At 53.2% G+C, this 17260-nt stretch carries 22 protein-coding genes; 12 read left to right on the top strand and 10 right to left on the bottom strand.

Annotated features, from left to right (window positions below):
- Positions 1–13: 13 nt before the first annotated feature.
- Genes flaF through RZ517_RS01275 form a run of 3 tightly spaced genes read left to right on the top strand, consistent with a single transcriptional unit; the run spans position 14 to position 1529 of the window.
- Positions 14–391 carry a flagellar biosynthesis regulator FlaF gene (flaF, locus tag RZ517_RS01285; RefSeq protein WP_338549690.1) on the top strand — a complete coding sequence of 126 codons (378 nt, stop codon included), beginning with the start codon at positions 14–16 and terminating at the stop codon, positions 389–391.
- Positions 388–792 carry a flagellar biosynthesis repressor FlbT gene (gene flbT, locus RZ517_RS01280; protein ID WP_338549689.1) on the top strand — a complete coding sequence of 135 codons (405 nt, stop codon included), beginning with the start codon at positions 388–390 and terminating at the stop codon, positions 790–792. The genes flaF and flbT overlap by 4 nt, the downstream gene beginning before the upstream one ends.
- Entirely contained in the window at positions 792–1529 is a 738-nt protein-coding gene (locus RZ517_RS01275; RefSeq protein ID WP_338549688.1) for a DUF1217 domain-containing protein, read from the top strand. Before flbT ends, RZ517_RS01275 begins: the two co-directional genes overlap by 1 nt.
- Before the next feature lie 330 nt (positions 1530–1859).
- Here RZ517_RS01275 and RZ517_RS01270 read toward each other — a convergent pair whose 3' ends face one another.
- Entirely contained in the window at positions 1860–3239 is a 1380-nt protein-coding gene (locus RZ517_RS01270) for a FliI/YscN family ATPase (protein ID WP_338549687.1), read from the bottom strand.
- Between the two features lie 84 nt (positions 3240–3323).
- Between RZ517_RS01270 and RZ517_RS01265 the strand changes: the two genes are divergently transcribed.
- The 9 genes from RZ517_RS01265 to RZ517_RS01225 are packed head-to-tail and all read left to right on the top strand — an operon-like array spanning position 3324 to position 7889.
- Positions 3324–3710 carry a FlgB family protein gene (locus tag RZ517_RS01265; protein ID WP_338549686.1) on the top strand — a complete coding sequence of 129 codons (387 nt, stop codon included), beginning with the start codon at positions 3324–3326 and terminating at the stop codon, positions 3708–3710.
- A 14-nt stretch (positions 3711–3724) separates the two neighbouring features.
- Positions 3725–4114 (top strand): flagellar basal body rod protein FlgC, encoded by a 390-nt coding sequence (flgC, locus tag RZ517_RS01260; protein WP_338549685.1) that lies wholly within the window; start codon positions 3725–3727, stop codon positions 4112–4114.
- 17 nt (positions 4115–4131) lie between these two features.
- Positions 4132–4422 (top strand): flagellar hook-basal body complex protein FliE, encoded by a 291-nt coding sequence (gene fliE / locus RZ517_RS01255; protein WP_338549684.1) that lies wholly within the window; start codon positions 4132–4134, stop codon positions 4420–4422.
- A gap of 4 nt (positions 4423–4426) precedes the next feature.
- Positions 4427–4696: a flagellar biosynthetic protein FliQ gene (locus RZ517_RS01250; protein ID WP_338549683.1), complete on the top strand. Its 270-nt coding sequence runs from the start codon at positions 4427–4429 to the stop codon at positions 4694–4696.
- A 1-nt stretch (position 4697) separates the two neighbouring features.
- The gene (locus RZ517_RS01245; RefSeq protein WP_338549682.1) at positions 4698–5411 is read left to right on the top strand and encodes a flagellar hook-basal body complex protein; all 714 of its coding nucleotides are present in this window, start codon (positions 4698–4700) and stop codon (positions 5409–5411) included.
- A 16-nt stretch (positions 5412–5427) separates the two neighbouring features.
- The gene (gene flgG / locus RZ517_RS01240; protein WP_338549681.1) at positions 5428–6213 is read left to right on the top strand and encodes a flagellar basal-body rod protein FlgG; all 786 of its coding nucleotides are present in this window, start codon (positions 5428–5430) and stop codon (positions 6211–6213) included.
- Positions 6213–6638 carry a flagellar basal body P-ring formation chaperone FlgA gene (gene flgA, locus RZ517_RS01235; protein ID WP_338549680.1) on the top strand — a complete coding sequence of 142 codons (426 nt, stop codon included), beginning with the start codon at positions 6213–6215 and terminating at the stop codon, positions 6636–6638. The genes flgG and flgA overlap by 1 nt, the downstream gene beginning before the upstream one ends.
- Before the next feature lie 21 nt (positions 6639–6659).
- Positions 6660–7379 (top strand): flagellar basal body L-ring protein FlgH, encoded by a 720-nt coding sequence (flgH, locus tag RZ517_RS01230; protein WP_422395589.1) that lies wholly within the window; start codon positions 6660–6662, stop codon positions 7377–7379.
- Between the two features lie 9 nt (positions 7380–7388).
- Positions 7389–7889: a flagellar basal body-associated FliL family protein gene (locus tag RZ517_RS01225; protein ID WP_338549678.1), complete on the top strand. Its 501-nt coding sequence runs from the start codon at positions 7389–7391 to the stop codon at positions 7887–7889.
- Positions 7890–7891: 2 nt separating this feature from the next.
- On the opposite strand, the gene RZ517_RS01220 is transcribed toward RZ517_RS01225, so the two are convergent.
- From RZ517_RS01220 to RZ517_RS01180, 9 genes are all read right to left on the bottom strand, one after another.
- Positions 7892–8329 (bottom strand): hypothetical protein, encoded by a 438-nt coding sequence (locus RZ517_RS01220; protein WP_338549677.1) that lies wholly within the window; start codon positions 8327–8329, stop codon positions 7892–7894.
- Positions 8329–9414 (bottom strand): EscU/YscU/HrcU family type III secretion system export apparatus switch protein, encoded by a 1086-nt coding sequence (locus RZ517_RS01215; RefSeq protein WP_338549676.1) that lies wholly within the window; start codon positions 9412–9414, stop codon positions 8329–8331. The genes RZ517_RS01220 and RZ517_RS01215 overlap by 1 nt, the downstream gene beginning before the upstream one ends.
- Entirely contained in the window at positions 9411–10187 is a 777-nt protein-coding gene (locus RZ517_RS01210; RefSeq protein ID WP_338549674.1) for a flagellar biosynthetic protein FliR, read from the bottom strand. The genes RZ517_RS01215 and RZ517_RS01210 overlap by 4 nt, the downstream gene beginning before the upstream one ends.
- Positions 10184–12268: a flagellar biosynthesis protein FlhA gene (gene flhA, locus RZ517_RS01205; protein ID WP_338549673.1), complete on the bottom strand. Its 2085-nt coding sequence runs from the start codon at positions 12266–12268 to the stop codon at positions 10184–10186. Before flhA ends, RZ517_RS01210 begins: the two co-directional genes overlap by 4 nt.
- A gap of 205 nt (positions 12269–12473) precedes the next feature.
- A complete protein-coding gene (locus tag RZ517_RS01200) occupies positions 12474–14330 on the bottom strand; it encodes a hypothetical protein (RefSeq protein ID WP_338549672.1) in 1857 nt (618 codons plus the stop codon).
- Between the two features lie 425 nt (positions 14331–14755).
- Positions 14756–15625 (bottom strand): flagellar motor stator protein MotA, encoded by an 870-nt coding sequence (motA, locus tag RZ517_RS01195; protein ID WP_338549670.1) that lies wholly within the window; start codon positions 15623–15625, stop codon positions 14756–14758.
- Positions 15626–15698: 73 nt separating this feature from the next.
- Positions 15699–16295: a MotE family protein gene (locus RZ517_RS01190; protein WP_338549669.1), complete on the bottom strand. Its 597-nt coding sequence runs from the start codon at positions 16293–16295 to the stop codon at positions 15699–15701.
- On the bottom strand, positions 16292–16675 hold the full coding sequence (locus RZ517_RS01185; RefSeq protein WP_338549668.1) for a hypothetical protein: 384 nt from the start codon (positions 16673–16675) through the stop codon (positions 16292–16294). Before RZ517_RS01185 ends, RZ517_RS01190 begins: the two co-directional genes overlap by 4 nt.
- Positions 16676–16682: 7 nt before the next feature.
- Positions 16683–17174 carry a flagellar basal body-associated FliL family protein gene (locus tag RZ517_RS01180; protein ID WP_338549667.1) on the bottom strand — a complete coding sequence of 164 codons (492 nt, stop codon included), beginning with the start codon at positions 17172–17174 and terminating at the stop codon, positions 16683–16685.
- Positions 17175–17260 lie beyond the last annotated feature (86 nt).

Raw genomic sequence — 17260 nt, 5'->3', positions numbered from 1 at the left:
GGAAGGACGAGCTGTGTACGCTACCCTAAATGCGCAAACCGCGTATCGAGACCAAACTCAATCGGTCAAAACCCCTAAGGAAACAGAATTTGAGGCATTTGCCAGGATCACAAGCCGGCTGAAACAAGCGTCTGCCTTGGGGAAAAGCGGGTTCAAGGAACTGGCCGCCGCGCTTCATGACAATCGCCGTCTTTGGACTTTGCTGGCAAGCGATGTTGCGGATCAATCCAACGCCTTGTCACCAGACTTACGCGCGAGGATCCTCTATCTTTCTGAATTCACCCGCCAGCACAGCACGCAGGTTCTCAAACAGAGTGAACCTGTGGACCCTCTGATCGAGATCAACAGCGCGATGATGCGCGGCTTACGCAATGGAGTGCAAAGGTCATGACGGGATTGGTTCTAAAGCTTGGCCCAAAGGAACGCGTTCTGGTGAATGGGGCCGTGGTCGAAAACGGAGATCGCAGATCGCGCTTGTCCATTTTGACACCGAACGCGAATATACTACGCCTCAAAGATGCAATTCATCCTGATGCGGCGACGACACCGGTGCGACGCGTGTGTTATGCGGTGCAGTTGGTACTGAGCGGTGACAGCGACGCGGTCGAAACCAGGCTGTCGCTTGTGCGACGGATCGAAGAGTTGGGTCAGGTGTTTCGTGACCCAGAGAGTCAAACCTGTCTTGCCAGCGCCACCGAGGCGCTATTGGAAGACCAGCATTACCAGTGCCTTAAGTCTCTGCGGATGCTTTTGCCGCGCGAAAACCAGCTCCTTGCACGGGGCGTCGCATAGTGTTTCAACCTGTTGTTCCATTGCCCGGTGTAAGCGGGTGGGTGTTTCTACAAAACACGATCGAAAGCCAGAGCCGTGCTTTCGACACATCGCCTGAAATTGTGCGGGACACAGAGTATTTTGAGCAAAAGATCGGGGAAATTCGCAATGCTGAAGACCTTGTCAATGATCGAAGGCTGTTGCGCGTTGCCTTGGGTGCTTTCGGTCTTCAAGACGATATAGACAACCGTCACCTGATCAAAACCGTTCTGGATGAAGGATCTCAGGCGGGTGATGCCCTGGCCAACAGGCTGGCGGATGATCGCTACGCTCAACTTTCGGCAGCATTTGGCTTTGGCGCGACGGAAGCATTGCGCACGATAGAAACCGGGTTTGGCCGCGAAATCACCGATCTCTTTAGGATACGCGAATTTGAAGTCGCCGTGGGCGTGCAAAACGAAGCGATGCGCTTGGGCCTGAATGCTGATCGCGAGTTGTCTGATATCGCGAAGTCGTCGTCCTCAGAGGATGCTCGTTGGTTCAGAATCCTGGGAACTCCACCGTTGCGCGCCGTGTTTGAAACCGCATTGGGATTGCCGGATGGTTTTGCCCAGCTCGACATCGACCGCCAACTGGACATTTTTAAGGAAAAATCCCGCGACACCCTGGGATTGGAGTCGCTAGACGCACTGGCCGATGACGACACAAGAGAGGAGTCCTGCGTTCATTTCTTGTTCGCGATCAAATCCAATCCGTGAATGTGCTATCTCCAATGTCCATTGCGCTTAATCTGCTACAAGCCTAACCCACTTCGAGAAAAGCCACGTCACAGGTTTTGTCGGACCACAGTTTCTGAGACACACTTAACCCGTATTTTGGCATAGTCCGAAGGCTCTTGCTGACGCCAAAACGCTTTTCATTGGGACAAGTGGGAGGGTTGCAAACCGGTGAATTTGCGCGCGCCAACGTCAGACTACATGTTCCAAAACAAGTGGATTTGGAGAAACAGTCTGAAACGACATACTTGTTCGCATGTGAAGCCGCCACACAAGGCTGTAAAAGCAAGGAGATTACCAACACTCTCAGGTCTACGATCTGACCTGAAGCGTGTTGGTCTGCTTGGTTGATGAACTGCCAGGCTGAGATTGCGTCGCGCGCCTCAGAATCAAGGCCAACCGGTCGAAGCTGTGTTGGGTATTTTGCGATTCCTGCTCTGCCACAAATGAATCAAGATCAGGCCAAGCCCGTATGGCTTGATCCAATATCGGATCGCTCCCATCCGAATACAATCCAGCCCGAACCATTGTTTCGGAAGACTGGTAACTGCCAAGTAAACTGCGCGCCTGAAGGATAAGCGCATTTTCCGAATCTGTTGCCGCGGCGGGCAAACTTCGTGAAACTGATCTCAAAAGATCGATCGCAGGGTATCGGCCGCGCTCCGCGATTTGACGATCCATCACGACATGCCCGTCTAAAACGCCGCGCAAGATATCTGAAATTGGTTCATCCATATCTGATCCGGCCACGAGCACACTCAGCACAGCCGTGATGTCGCCTTGATCCACTTCTCCTGGCCCCGCTCTTTCACAAATTGACATCAACATGTGCGCGGTGGACGCCGGAAAGCCACGCAAGGCCGGCAATTCACCCGCGGCTACGGCCACCTCGCGATGAGCTTCTGCAAAACGAGTCATCGAGTCGGCCAGGAAGAGCACGTGTCTGCCCTGGTCTCGAAAATGCTCAGCCACGCACATGGCCGCCCACGCGCATTGCCGCCGCAACAAGGGCGATTGATCAGATGTTGCAGCAACAATGACCGAACGCTTCATGCCTTCGGAACCAAGCCCGTTCCGGGCAAAATCCAGCAATTCGCGCCCGCGTTCTCCGATAAGGGCAAAAACGACAACATCTGCCGCCATGTTGCATCCTAAAGTGGCAAGCAGCTGTGATTTGCCGACACCTGAGCCAGCGAAGAGGCCAATTCGTTGACCGCGCACAAGTGGAAGCATTGTATTGAAAACGGCCATCCCGGTTTCAAGCCGGCCTCCTAGCGCGCGGCGCCTGGATGGCGGCGGCGGCGCGGTTTGCAGCCGCCTGGCGCGTGGTCCCTTCAAAAGAGGTCTTCCGTCCAATGACCGGCCGAACGGATCAACAATGCGCCCAATCCAACTATCTGCTGGAGAGATCCTGCTGTCCCGCCCGAGGATGACCCGGTCGCGCAGTGATATTCCAACAGGCGCTTCATCGGGAAGCACGGATGCCACTTGTTCGGCAAGACGAATTATCTCGCCCGACACGCATTGACCACTTGCCGAAACGATACGCACGCGATCCCCTAATCGCGCCGCGCCCGCCAGACCAGACACCTGAACCATGGTTCCCTCAACAGAAGAGACCCGGCCCACGGACCGCACGGGTTCCAATGTCGAGATCTCATTTTTCAGCGCGGTTAAGTCCGTCACAGCCATCATGGCCTCCAAATCATTTTCTGAAAACAATTTCTAAAGGAATCACGGTTAAGCCTTGATTGAGGCCGCAAGGGAGAACCCCTAATGTTTAAAAATTTGGAAATATTCCGTATGGCGCAGGGATCAGCCGTGCACGCTGGTGCACGACAATCCTTGATAGCGCAGAACATGGCGAATGCGGACACTCCGGGATACGCCGCCAAGGATATCGCTGCTTTTGACGTGCATTTCGCAGATCGGGGCGCAGGGTTTTCACCCACCGCAACCCGTGAAACCCATTTGCATGGCGTCCCGGCAAACCAGTCGTTTGATGTCATCACACGGTCAGGTGTGTCGACTGATCCAAACGGCAACGGTGTGTCTGTTGAAACCGAAATGCTTCATGCCGTGGACGTCAAACGCCAGCATGATCGCGCCATCGCTATCTACAAGTCCGCGATGACCGTGCTGCGCGCGTCATTGGGTCGTTAAGTGAGGCTGGATGAATGACAGACTTCAGCAAATCTCTTTCGGTTTCCGCCAGTGCCTTGCAAGCGCAGAGCCAGCGATTGCGCCATGTTTCGGAAAACATCGCGAATGTAGATACACCAGGATACCGCCGCAAAACCGTATCTTTCGAGGCGGTTCGCAACGGGCCGCACATTGGCGGCGTTGAGGCGGGACCAGTTCGGCTTGGTCAAACTGAGCTACAGCAAATTTTTGATCCCAATCACCCGCTCTCCGATGCAACGGGTCACTACAAAGGGTCCAATGTAAACCTTGTGGTCGAGCTTGCCGATGCCCGCGAGGCGCAGCGCAGCTATGAGGCCAACCTGAAGCTCTTTGACCAGGCGCGCCAAATGTCTTCGAGCTTGCTTGATCTCTTGCGGAGATAACCAAAAAGGAGTCCAGAATGGACATGAGCACTATCCATGCCGCTCACAGTTACGCGTCCGCGCGGTCCGTGACTGCGCCCCGAAATTCAGAAACCCAAACCGGTGGCGCGGCATTGACCCTTGCGCGCGATTTTGCGGCCACGCTCCAAGAGGGCGAAGCCATGGCGACGGCGGCGATGGTCGGTGAAGCCGACCCTCATGCCATGGTCCAAGCTCTGGCGCAAACAGAACTGGCCGTGGAAACAGCTGTGACTGTGCGGGACAAGGTGGTCGAGGCCTATCAGGAAATCCTCAGAATGCCGGTGTAGTCACGTGTTGGAAGAAGCCATCTTTTTCGACACGCTCAAACAAGGATTGTGGGTGGCGGTGATCACGTCAATTCCGATCCTGAGCGTCGCGTTGGTCTCTGGCCTGATTGTGGGTCTGTTCCAAGCGTTAACGTCAATTCAGGAACTGACGTTGACCTTCGTACCGAAGCTTGCAGCCATCGTTGCCGTTTTTTGGCTCACCATGGGGTTCATTAGCCAGAGTTTGGTTGCTTTTTTTCAAGATCGGCTTGTGCCGTTGATGATTGGAGGTTGACTTGGAAGCCACAGGATACACGACCTTAAACCGTCAAACCGGACTTTTGCGAGAAATGCAGACAGTGGCGAATAATATCGCCAACAGTACGACGACTGGCTATCGGGCCGAAGGTATCATTTTTTCCGAATACGTGTCGCGCAGCGAACACGCGCCGTCCCTTTCGATGGCAACCGCCAACATTGGCCAAACATCACTTGTCACCGGAACTTTGACGCAAACCGGCTCTGAGCTGGACGTCGCGATCCAAGGGGATGGTTTCTTTCTTGTTGAGACGCCCAGTGGTGAACGGTTGAGCCGGGCAGGATCCTTTTCGCTCTCTTCTGAAGGTGACCTCGTCACCCATGATGGATTTCGCGTTTTGGACACCGGCGGTGCCCCGATTTTTATCCCACCTGACGTGACCAGTCTTGGAGTTTCAGCGGATGGCACACTCAGTGCGGGCAACCGGCTTCTGGGGCAGCTTGGTGTTGTGATGCCTGAAAACCCTGACGATCTTATTCGGGAAGGTGGTGTCATGTTCCGCGTTGATGGCGCGTTCGACGCCGTCGCCCAACCACAGGTGCGGCAGGGATTTCTGGAAGGATCGAACGTCAATCCGGTCAACGAAATGACACGGATGATCGAGGTTCAGCGTGCCTATGAGATGGGCCAGAGTTTTCTGGATGCCGAAGACAATCGCATTCGTGAAGTGATCAAAACGTTAACCCGCTAGTCAAAAGGAAAAAGATATGCGTGCTTTGAAGATTGCAGCAACCGGTATGGCTGCTCAACAAATGCGGGTCGAAACCATTTCCAACAACCTCGCGAATATGTCGACAACGGGGTATAATACACGCCGTGCCGAGTTTGCTGATCTTCACTATCAGCAACTGGCGCGCGCCGGCACTGTGAATTCGGTGGATGGCACGGTATTGCCAACCGGCGTCCAACTTGGGCTCGGCGTGCGCCCAGCGGCTGTATCTATTACACTGGCACAAGGGTCACTGGCGGAAACCGGTGGTGATCTTGACCTTGCCATAGAGGGCAACGGCTATTTTGAAGTCGCCCTGCCTTCGGGATTGTCAGCCTATACCAGAGATGGCGCAATGAAACGGTCAGCGGATGGTTTGATCGTAACGTCCGAAGGGCATCCGGTCGCACCGGAAATCACGATCCCTGACGACGCCCGGTCTATCTCGATCAATGCCGCCGGAGAGGTCTATGCTTATTTTGCAGAAGCCACCGAAGCGCAACTCTTGGGGCAGATCAATATGGTTGGTTTTACCAATCCCAAAGGGCTCGAAGCTGTGGGCGGAAATCTGTTTCTCGAAACCGAAGCCTCAGGCACTCCGCTGTCCAGCACTCCGGGAGAGGACGGGCTTGGCACGGTTCGGCAAGGTTATCTAGAAGACAGTTCGGTGGATGCGGTGCGCGAAATCACCGAACTCATTGAGGCTCAGCGCGGATATGAACTGAATGCCAAAGTGATTACTGCGGCAGATCAAATGTTAAGTGCGACAACCCAGGTCCGCTGATGAGACTTTTGCTCGCGCTGCTCATTCTGGCCCTGACGTCTGCGCTTCCGGCTCATGCGGATACGATTGTTGCGGCGCATACCATTCGGCCTCTGACCGTGCTGACCGAACGTGACTTCGATTACATCACTAAGGATGTGCCTGGTGGTGTAACGGACCCAGGGAGACTGATCGGTTTGGAGGCGCGCGTTGCGCTATATGCCGGGCGTCCCATCAGAGAGAAGGACGTACAGGCCCCTGCAGTTGTCGAACGTAATCAGCTTGTTGAGCTGGTCTATGAAACCAATGGCCTTCGTATTGTGACCGAAGGTCGCTCATTGGATCGCGCGGGCATCGGGGATTTCGTGCGTGTCATGAACCTATCATCACGCGCTACTGTATCTGGCCGTGTCATAAAGCGCGGTCAAGTTGTCGTATCAAAATAGGAGACGTCTGGTTTGAAACTCATCTTTGGCTGTTTGGCTGTTGTCTTCCTTATTGGAGGGTGCGGACGCATCGATCATCTTGGAAAACCACCGAGCTTTTCCCCGAGCGAAGGATCACATGAGCGTCGTGCCATGAATGCGCCGCCAATTACCAACTCATACAGCCCAAAACGAGATATTGACCACGCGTCGCTCTGGAGTGCTGGGCAGCGTTCTCTTCTGGGAGACAGGCGTGCCGTAAAGCAAGGGGATATTCTGACCGTAGTCATTGAGATTGACGAAGAAGCGGCCATTTCCAATTCCACGGACCGATCTCGGACCGCGTCGGAACGGCTAAGTGTTCCTGACCTCTTGAGCATTCCGCAACGTATAGATCCTCGGCTTCCCGAAGGTGCCAGTTCCGCAGAAGCGGTGAACATTGATTCTTCGGCCAGTTCCGGTGGAAATGGGTCGGTCAGTCGACAAGAAGAATTAACGCTTCGCATAGCCGCCGCCGTTACCCAGGTGCTGCCAAATGGGGTTCTGGAAATTCGCGGCTCTCAGGAAGTTCGCGTGAATTTTGAGCTGCGCGAACTCTTGGTGCAGGGTTTTGTGCGGCCTGAGGATATTTCACGGCGCAATGAAATTACTTATGACAAAATTGCATCTGCCAGAATTTCTTATGGCGGTCGTGGGCAAATCTCCGACATGCAGCAGCCGCGCTATGGGCAGCAAGTTCTCGATATGATTTTGCCATTTTGAGCCGTTGACATGAAAGCAGTTCTTATTCCTTTTCTGATGTGCACGGTTGGCGTCGCTGGTGGGGGTGGTGCGGCATATTATTTGCAACCTCCTGTTGAAGAACAAGCTACGGAGGTGGCGCACGAGCCTAAGCCAGAACAAGACGCAGACCACTCAGAGAAATCAGAAGACAGCGCTGAAGAGACAGCCGCTGAATACGTTAAACTCAACAATCAATTTGTTGTGCCCGTTGTTTCTGGGGACTTGGTCAAAGCACTGGTGGTAATGTCATTGAGTATTGAAATTACCCAGGGAGAAACCAGCGCTATCTACGCTGTTGAGCCCAAATTGCGAGATGCCTTTTTGCAGGTGCTGTTTGATCATGCGAATATGGGCGGTTTCCAAGGCGAGTTCACCGAAGCGCGAAATATGGACGTGCTCCGCACGGCACTTACAGATTCGGCTCAGACAATTGTAGGGGGTGTTGTGACCGGCGTTCTAATCACCGACATTGCGCGTCAGGACATCTGAGTTCACTGATGTTTGGATCTATAAGCTGTATTCAGGACACCCAAGCATTCCTGATCTGACTGATATCGTTTGTTGATTTGCTTGCGAATGCTCTGGGACTGGTATTCCTGGAGCGCGCGCACAGCCTCTTTACGCCCAAAGGACATGCGCAGTTTTTGCATCAAATGTTCTTTTTGCACGCGCATCTGTGCAATTTCCATTTGCTTTGCTATCCGCGCGCGACTCATCCAAGCTTGCCACAGAACATCCCCGCCCAGAGATTTTTGTCCTGACGTTTCGCAACGCAAAGCCGCGGCATTTCTTTTGTGCACGTCATCCATATCCCTTAGCGCCTGCTGAACGCGCGCTTCGGCTTCGCGCAAAGCTCTTAGGTTTGACAGATCCGCCTCGTATTTGGCTTCCGTCAGACGCAGCAATTCGCGATGCACATCCTTCTTCATCACATGGACCTCGCACGCTTGCGCATGTTTTCCGCGAATCGAACAGCGGCAGCCACGGCGCGGTAATGAGACGGATCGATTTCTTCGCCAATTTCTGTTGATGCAAAAAGTGCACGTGCCGTTGGCGCGTCTCGGCGCACCGGCACGCCATGCTCTATGGCCACGTCCCGAATGGCCAGCGCCATGTGATCTACAGCTTTGGCCACACAGACCGGCGCAGCGCCGGGTTCTCGACTCCATTTCAAAGCCACAGCAAAGTGCGTCGGGTTCATGATCACCACTTCCGCGTCACGCACTTCGGCGATCATCTGCTCAGACGCTATCCTTGCGGCCCGTTGGCGGCGTTCGTTTTTGAGATGCGGATCACCCTCGTTTTGCTTGAACTCTTCTTTTAGCTCCTGATGCGACATGCGATTTTGCCTCAGGTGATCGAAGTAGTGCCAGGTATAGTCCACAGCACCGACTGCCATTGCGATCACCAAAACCACAAACATGAAGTCAATCAAGACCCGAGTCAGCAGCGCTCCGATCTGGGCGGGTTCGGCATGCACGCTCCCGGCCAGATCAGGCAGCCGGTAAATGAGAAAGACAGCGAGCAAACAGGAATACAAAAGCAGCTTTGCGAAATTCTTGAAGAACTCGAATAGACCCGATGGTCCGAATTTGTTCTTTGCATTTTGAACAAGGCTGATCCTGGAAAGCTTGGGCGTAAGTTTGGAGGGCGTCACGATGAAACTGCGCTGGGCGACCACTGATGCGAGCGCTGTTGCAGCGGGAATAATGAACCAGGCCAACAATCCCGCCGCGAGCACGTTCAGGATTGATCCCAAAACAACTTGGTCACTGCCCTCAAATATAAGATCTGCAAAAGAGTTTGACTGCACGATCAACGCTTTGAAGAGCACCGCCAGTGTATCCACAGACGCCTCTCCTGCCACAAGTGCGGTTAACAAAAATCCGCCATAGGCCGCCGCCGTGGTCAGGTCGGTTGACTTGGCAATCTGCCCTTTCTTACGTGCTTCTGCCAGTTTGTGCGGCGTCGGCTCGTGCGACTTTTCTGAATCGTCATCGGGTTTACCGCTCATCGGTCGATCTCAAATGGATTGATCATGAAAGCCTGAAACCCTTCGACCCAAAGCCGCAGCATGATCGGTGACAGCAAAAACAACAGGAATAGGCCGGTCAAGGTAATCACCGGTGCCCCGATGAAGACGACCATCATTTGCGGCATCGCACGGTTTATCACGCCAAGCGTCACGTTGTAGAGTACCGAGACGATCACGAACGGCGCGGCCAATGTGAAGGCTAGGGAAAACGCGGCGGCGACATTATGAATACCCCATTGCGCAACAGAATTTGCGCTCGGGACCATTGCCGTCGGCAGGACGTCATAGGTTAGAACCAGCATGGTGGCCAAGTGCACGTGTAGTCCCAAAATCATTCCCAAGGTCAGTGCCCCAATTGCCAGAAGGTGCCCCATCGCCGGCAATGGCGTTACGCCTGCACTACCCAGAATCTGAGACAAAGACGTGACTTGGGCTGCGATCGAACCCGCGGTTTGAAGCGCCAAAAGAAAAAGCCGGAGACCGATGCCAATCAGCGTGCCAATGCCGGTTTCGATGAAGATGATTTGGACAAAAACCGTTATACTGTTGGTAGTTTTGATCAGGTCGGGCGCAAGCGCAGGGGTCACAACAACGGTGAACACCAACGCCAGAGTCAACTTGAACCGCACCGGGATAGACTGCTCTCCCAGTCCTGGAAACAACGCCATGGCGGGAGCGACACGCAAGAACACAACAAAGTGTGCCCAGAGCACCTGATTTGTCAGATCAAGTAGGGCAGCAAACTCAGTCATGCTGGAATGATGCCAACCAATGTGGGTTGAGCATCGACACCAATTTCCTCAAATGACATCACGGGGTTTGTGATGCTTTTTGCCAATAGAACTGTACGCAAAAACCGCCGGCGCGGGGCCGAAGTCACAATTGCGGGGTAAACGCCTCGTTCAGTGGCTTGTGAAACTTGTTCTGATGCCGCAGAGGTCAGGGCGTTGAAAAGTTCCGGCGGCAGGGCGACGTCCAACCGACCTCGATCTGTTTCGACCTGGTAAGTTAGAAACGTGTCTTCCCACTCTGGCGCCAATTGAATGAGCGGCAGGTTACCATCATCGTTTACAATGGCCGACACCAGTTGAAATCCCAGACGCTGACGCACATGCTCACACATGGCTTCGGTCGATTTGTGAATTTGCCTGGCCTCGGATAGTGCTTCGAGGATGAGTGGCATGTTTCGTATTGAGACCTGCTCGTTCAAAAGCAATCTGAGCACCGCGTGCAGCAAATCTGTTGGAACCCGATCCGGCACCATTTCGTCGAGTAACTTTCGGTTGGCGTCTGATCGTCCTGGGTCGCTTAGGTTCACCATTTCATCAAGCAAAGCGCGCATCGATTTCATGGTGAGTAACCGCCCAAGGTTGCGTTTGATCACTTCAAGCAAATGCGTCGCAAGAACTTCGGCGGGGTATACCAATGTTACCCCAGAGACGGCTGCATCTTCTTCGGCAGATTGAGGAATCCAGCGCGCGGGCGCGCCGTATACGGGCTCACTGACGGTTTCACCACTTGGCAAAGAGGGATGGTTTGCCGGATCAAGGGCCAAAACATGGTCAAGTCTCAAAATCGCGCGTGCTTGTTCGACACCCTGGATGCGGATCAGATATGTGCCGGGCTGCAAAGATGGCTCATCCGTGAGACGGATTTCGGGCAGTAGCAAACCATAATGACTGGCGATGTGGCGACGCATATTGTCTATTCGTGCGTCCAGCCCCGTGCCAGGGTCCAGCACCATATTCACCAGGTCTGGCGCAAACTCGACATGCACATCATCCAAGTCCAGAAGATCGCCCAGCGACTTCACGGCTGGGGTAACGGCTGGCGCGGGCTCCGCTGTTTGCTCTGCAGACCCTTTTTGTTGGGAAATCAGCCAGAATGCAGCGCTACCCAGCACGAGCCCTCCAATCGTGAACGGAACGAATGGCAGCCCGGGCACGATGGCAAAAAGGATCATCAGGAACGCAACAGTCAGCATCGCAGACGGATGACGGCTTAGCTGAGCAAAGAGCGCGATATCTGTTGCGCCTTGCGATCCACCTCTTGCCAATAGCAAGGCAGAGGCGATTGAGATGATGACGGCGGGTATTTGCGTCACAAGCCCGTCCCCAACCGTTAAAATTGCGTAAGTCTCAAAGGCAGTTGATATGGGCATGTCATGGACAACCAGGCCCATGATGAGGCCTGCCACCAGATTGAGCAACGTTATTAAAACACCGGCAACAGCATCGCCTTTAACGAATTTGGATGCGCCATCGAGCGAGCCGAAAAAGGTGGTTTCCTGTTGCTCTCGCTCTCTGCGCTCGCGGGCTTGTTGATGGTCAATGGCCCCAGCGGACATATCGCTATCAATCGCCATTTGCTTACCTGGCATGCCATCCAGGGCAAACCGCGCCCCGACTTCGGCCATGCGCGCGGCGCCCTTGGTGATCACCATGAAGTTCACAATGAGAAGGACGCCAAAAACTACCAATCCCAGGAAAACGTTGCCCCCCATTACAAAGCTGGCAAACCCCTCGATCACGTTTCCAGCTGCGTCAGTCCCCGTGTGTCCCTGCCCAATAATCAATTTCGTTGAAGACACATTCAGAGAAAGTCGAAGCATCAGTGACGCCAGAAGGATGGTGGGAAAGGACGAAAAGTCCAAAGGTCTTTCGATGAACAACGTGACGGTGAAAATCAGAATGGCCAAAGCAAATGAGGTTGCCAGCCCCACATCCAGAACCCATGCTGGCATGGGCAAGATCATCATGATGATGATGGCCATAAGAGCCAGCGCCAGTAAAACAGTTGGCTGGAACACAGCGCTCGTTGCGGTCTTGATCATTCTCATGTCCCGCCAGGCCAAGCCACAGGTAGCATTTCGCTAGCCAAAACGAATGTGTCAGACGCCGCTGGGCTCAATACTCCGGCCCCAAAACATGTCGGGATCAAAGGTTGCAGCATCGGCTTCTCCAAATTCAAACAAACAAGAGATTGTTTGAGCTATCTTTGAAGATTTTTCGTTTAAATTTTGTAAGTTGAGTGAAAATTTACTGCGAAATATCTTCGGGCTGCGGCATCGCAGACAACATCGTCTCAATTGCCCTTCTGGATCCAGACGCTGTGTCCACCAAAGCGTTGTTTTGTGCCAATTGACCGTCGTTCGAATGCGGCTCTGTTTCGACGTGCACTTGGGCAATGACGCCAAAAACGCCACTCTCTTCAGGCAGCCTATCCCAATCTTTTGCAAGCCAAGCCTCTCTGGTGGCGTCAGATGTCATTCCTGCAGACTGATACAGATCAAACGCCTGTTCATGGTTCCCCAACATACTTTTGGCGCGCGCGCGAAGGACATTTGCATCATGCCCATCCAAGCCCAGGAGTTCTGCTTCAGCAGTTCTGGGATTCCCTTGAAACAACACGATTTCAGCACGTAGCAACCGAGCATTCGCCTGTAGGTTTTGTGGAAAACTACGGTTCAAAAACTGCAAGGCAGCGTCATAAAACCTCGAGGTTTTTAACTCTTGTGCGATGGCAAAGCTGGTATTGGGATTCAGGTACTGAACGTCGCCCAGTTTCCCAGACAAGGCGAACCGAAGCAGGTCAAAATGTTGGGTAGAAGCGATCAGAATATCTGCCAGATCAGAACGAATGGTCTTTTTGACCTCATCATCGATTGCGCTTGTTGTTTCGAGAATTTCGAAAGCGCCCGTGAAATTGCCGGAAGATGCAAGCGCCAGAATGTGAACGCGGATGAGCGCAGAACCGATATCATCTGACTGCCTTTCAAAAGCATATGCGCCGACGAGTTCGGCAATGTCTTGGGGGATCTTTTCACCGCGCTCCAACATGGCTTGAACCATCTCGACAAGTGCCGTTGCCGAAGGACGGCTGTCCGACACAATGGCAGTTTCAAAGTCGCTCATGGCCAATTCGTCCTCTCCGGTGGCCACGTGATATTGCGCTTTGGCCAACGCTTCTTCTGGAGTTTTTGTTTCGGGCACCCGGTCTAGCACTCGCAAAACTTGGGCGCTTTGCTCAAGATACCCCGCGTCGAGAAACAGACGTGAGAGCGTTGGACCCAAATCCGCCCGCAAGTGTCTTGGCAATTCTGAAAACGACAACAGGATAGCGTTTGTATTGATGTCCAGATCAGTTGGAAGATGTGCGTGAGACAATGCGGCCCAAAGCGCTGTTGGACCGTTGCATGTCAGTTGATCTTGAAAGACCGAGGTTTCCGACATGGGTTGGCCATCCACTATGTTTGCAAGAGCAGCATAGATTTCGGTGTCATCATGCGATGAAAACATAACGTGTTGCACATTCAATGCTTCCAAACCGAACCCAAAATACAGGTACGATTTCACCAATCTTTCTGCAATTTTCTGGTTTGGGCGATCGATCTCATTTGTGAGTTCTGCTCGCAATGGCCCAACCTGCTGAGCAAAGGATAAGCCACTGACCCAAGACCCCACGTCCACACGATCCGGGTCCAGACATCGGGATGTGAAACTTGCCGTCCTCGCCGCAGCCAGCCCTTCCAAGAAATCGCGATCCATGCTCGTGACTGCACTTACACTCAGGCTATCTGCTAGGTTAGGATCTGTGGCCATTTCATCTGGTTTTCTTAACGTGTCAGGCGTTTGCTCCTCGGAAACAGAACTGCCCGGGTCGCTCATCGCTGTACGGTCTTTGAAAGCAGTCTTTGCCGTCAGTAGACCTTGTGTCGCGGCCCTTGCCAATTGTTGCAGAAGCTCTTTATGGGTCTTGGAAATTGCCTCGGCTTGAACTGAGTTTTCTGAAGCTTGAGGCACTTCGCCAACCAAGGCGTCACTCAAATCAGCGGTCGATTCAAAAATTTGCCCCGTTCGCGACCTCCTTCTCTGTGGCAACGTGATCGAAGGCACTGCAGGGCCGTCGGGTTCAATCTGATCCGTGATTTCATGTGTCTGGGCAAGACGAAACACGTTTGGGCTTGCTTCATCAACAACATCAACAACGAGCATTGAATGCCCGTGCCAAAAAGTTTCAACGCGACAGGCGCAGGCCAATTCGACAAATACTGAGCTGGAGGCCTTGGCCGTTTTGACTGTGCCAATTCTGGAATTCTCAAGTTTGGCAAAGACTGTACTCGTATCCAGAACAAGGGCGTTTTCAGCAAAGCGCAGGATAAATCCATCCCCAAAGTCATCTATGGACCAATCCACACGTTTGGGCAGGTCGAAGACGAGACGCGAAAAGCCCTGGTGCTCGCCCCCGCGGATTTTGACGCTCTGCGCAATCGCAGGCGCTGTAGTTACAACAAAAATTGACAACAGAGCACAACAAAACTTCATGCCGCTTCCTGTTTCATTTCCTTTAGAGCTACTTCCAGGTCCACGAATGTCGGACGGTAATGTGACGGTGTGTTTTGCCGGCCGACTTCAATGCAAATGTTGGTTGCATGATTGTGAAGGTTGGCCACCAAAACTTCGCGAATGAGTTGATAAAAATGCCCGTCTTCCTCGACGACTGCTTTTACCCTTCCTGCAAAGGGACCGACGAGTCCGTAGGCAAGAAATACGCCGAGAAACGTGCCGACCAGGGCGCCCCCGATCATTTTTCCCAGTACTTCGGGAGGCTGGTCAATGGACGCCATTGTTTTGATCACGCCAAGAACAGCGGCGACGATCCCAAGCGCTGGAAGCCCGTCTGCCATGGTTTGAAGTGCATGGCTTGAATGCAGCGCGTGGTGCATCGAAGCCTCCATACGTTTTTCCAGAATATCCTCGACCTGGTGAGGATCATCGTAGTTCATGGATGCGGACCGCATGGTGTCACAGATCAGAGCAATGGCTTCTTTGTCCGCAAGAATCTTTTTATATTTGCTGAATATTGACGACTCCTCGGGGGTCTCAATATGCTCTTCAATGCCAACCGGATTCGCGCGTGCCAGCCTGAGCAGTTCAAAGAGCAAACATAGAAGATCCCTGTAATCTTCCGGCTTCCACTTTGGACCCTTGAAAACCTTGCCGATGTCCTTCGCGGTGTGCTTGATCGCGCTCATGTCATTGCTGATCAAAAAAGCGCCGATGGCAGCACCTCCGATCATCATCATTTCGAATGGCAGCGCTTTGAGAATGATCCCAAGCTTGCCGCCCGCCGCAAGATAGCCACCAAAAACCATCGCGAAAATTATTAGGATACCGATAAGTCCGATCATACCATTCACCACAGAAACCTGGTTGTGAACACGATGGCATGGTGAGGTTAAGAAATGGCTGAGATGCGCGATATCATTGGCGTGGCACATTCGCGTTTCGCCCAGCCAGCACAACGCTGAACAAATGCGCCGCTTCCGGAGTTAAGCCAGCCAGAATGGCCGCGGCTGCATCGGGGCGCATTCGTCCAAGAAAGCCAGCAGCGAAATTTGGATCCATTTCTTCGAAAAGCGCCGCGGCCTGTTTGGGTTTCATGGTTTCGTAGACACGTGTGAGCCTGTCCAAGTCAGTTTCGGCAGCTGTATCCGCAAGGGCAATTGTCTCTCTTAATGATTGCTCGGCGCTTTCAAGCTGGGCAAGTTTCTCGGTGACGTGCTCCTCGGCGATGTCCAACGCGTGCATCCTGTCGCGCAAGGCGGTTTCCCTCTCAACCAAACCGTCTTCTCGGTGGTTGAGCGCGGTTAACATGTTTTTCAAATCATCCGGCGCTGGACACATAGGAACTTCGCCAGAAGAGTTTGACGTTACAGTTTCAATTACTTCTGGATCGCGCGCAAAAGCCTGACCTGTGCCATCGCTCAGGCGCAAGAGCGCCGACCCGATAAGAAGAACCGTGATCACTTGCAAACTGCCAAGCATTCGCGATCGTTTTTTCCAAAAGAACACTTTCATGCCGCGGTGTCCTCTGATGCGTTAGAATGTCGGCGGAACACCGGAGCGCGTGGGACTTCATCTTGATGGGCAGGCGGCTGCTTCGCAGGTTCTGGAGGAATATCATGCATTGCTGCCACAAGGATTTCCAATCTCTTCGCAACACTTTCCGCTCGATCAGTAAGACCGTCCAACGACATGGTTGAGGCCGAAGCTGTATGTTGTGCTGACTGCAGTGTCTTGGTCAGATCATCGACCTGAGCTGAAAGAACCGCGACCGCTCCGCCGATACCTTTTTCAAGATCGTTAAAGCGGCTCAAGCGACGCGCCAGAACAAAGCAATAAAATCCCGCGCCGAGTGCTCCGGCCACCAATAGTACGTCTGCGATCATTTCGACCATTTCGCCCTCAATTCAATACAAATTCCATGATCAACAGGTCATTCACACGGTTTCCACCAGTTACAACCTGTATGCGTCGCAACATTTGCGCTCGAAGTTTGACAAGCGCGGAATTGCTGCGCAGGTCTTCCAGGTCCACGGCGCGGAGGTATGAATTCAGCACATCCATCACCCGCGGCGACACTTTGGCTACCTCGTCGTGATAGGGCGCATGAACTTCAAGTTGCGCGCGAAAACGAAGATTGGGCCCTCGACCGTCACCAAAAGAGACAACCAAAGGATCGAGTGCGACATAAGAAACATCTGGCATGTCTTTGATGTCGTCTGGTTCGACCTTGGCATGGTTTTCCACAAAGGAATCACCTCCCGGCAACAATCCTGAGTTGACGGCGTAAAATCCTCCTCCTGCTCCGACCAGGAGGAGGAGCACACCCAACAAAAGCGGGAGTTTCGATTTCTTTTTTGGCTCTTCTGGCTGCTCTGGTTCTGCTTCGGTCATAAGCGCGTCCTACTTTTCTCATGCGCAGAAGATAAGCACGTATAAACTAACCGATTGTTAAGCCTGATCGGCCAAAGATGAGACCA

The organism is Roseovarius sp. S88, assembly GCF_037023735.1.
GTDB classification, from domain to species: domain Bacteria; phylum Pseudomonadota; class Alphaproteobacteria; order Rhodobacterales; family Rhodobacteraceae; genus Roseovarius; species Roseovarius phycicola.
The sequence above is the reverse complement of the archived record's forward strand: the minus strand, read 5'-3'. Positions and strand labels throughout refer to the sequence as shown.

Excerpts from the sequence above, each read along its gene's own strand:
- flbT (WP_338549689.1), top strand. The coding sequence starts at position 388 with ATGACGGGATTGGTTCTAAAGCTTGGCCCAAAGGAACGCGTTCTGGTG.
- RZ517_RS01270 (WP_338549687.1), bottom strand. The coding sequence starts at position 3,239 with ATGGCTGTGACGGACTTAACCGCGCTGAAAAATGAGATCTCGACATTG.
- RZ517_RS01265 (WP_338549686.1), top strand. The coding sequence starts at position 3,324 with ATGTTTAAAAATTTGGAAATATTCCGTATGGCGCAGGGATCAGCCGTG.
- flgC (WP_338549685.1), top strand. The coding sequence starts at position 3,725 with ATGACAGACTTCAGCAAATCTCTTTCGGTTTCCGCCAGTGCCTTGCAA.
- fliE (WP_338549684.1), top strand. The coding sequence starts at position 4,132 with ATGGACATGAGCACTATCCATGCCGCTCACAGTTACGCGTCCGCGCGG.
- flgG (WP_338549681.1), top strand. The coding sequence starts at position 5,428 with ATGCGTGCTTTGAAGATTGCAGCAACCGGTATGGCTGCTCAACAAATG.
- flgA (WP_338549680.1), top strand. The coding sequence starts at position 6,213 with ATGAGACTTTTGCTCGCGCTGCTCATTCTGGCCCTGACGTCTGCGCTT.
- RZ517_RS01225 (WP_338549678.1), top strand. The coding sequence starts at position 7,389 with ATGAAAGCAGTTCTTATTCCTTTTCTGATGTGCACGGTTGGCGTCGCT.
- RZ517_RS01220 (WP_338549677.1), bottom strand. The coding sequence starts at position 8,329 with ATGAAGAAGGATGTGCATCGCGAATTGCTGCGTCTGACGGAAGCCAAA.
- RZ517_RS01215 (WP_338549676.1), bottom strand. The coding sequence starts at position 9,414 with ATGAGCGGTAAACCCGATGACGATTCAGAAAAGTCGCACGAGCCGACG.
- RZ517_RS01210 (WP_338549674.1), bottom strand. The coding sequence starts at position 10,187 with ATGACTGAGTTTGCTGCCCTACTTGATCTGACAAATCAGGTGCTCTGG.
- flhA (WP_338549673.1), bottom strand. The coding sequence starts at position 12,268 with ATGATCAAGACCGCAACGAGCGCTGTGTTCCAGCCAACTGTTTTACTG.
- motA (WP_338549670.1), bottom strand. The coding sequence starts at position 15,625 with ATGATCGGACTTATCGGTATCCTAATAATTTTCGCGATGGTTTTTGGT.
- RZ517_RS01190 (WP_338549669.1), bottom strand. The coding sequence starts at position 16,295 with ATGAAAGTGTTCTTTTGGAAAAAACGATCGCGAATGCTTGGCAGTTTG.
- RZ517_RS01185 (WP_338549668.1), bottom strand. The coding sequence starts at position 16,675 with ATGGTCGAAATGATCGCAGACGTACTATTGGTGGCCGGAGCACTCGGC.
- RZ517_RS01180 (WP_338549667.1), bottom strand. The coding sequence starts at position 17,174 with ATGACCGAAGCAGAACCAGAGCAGCCAGAAGAGCCAAAAAAGAAATCG.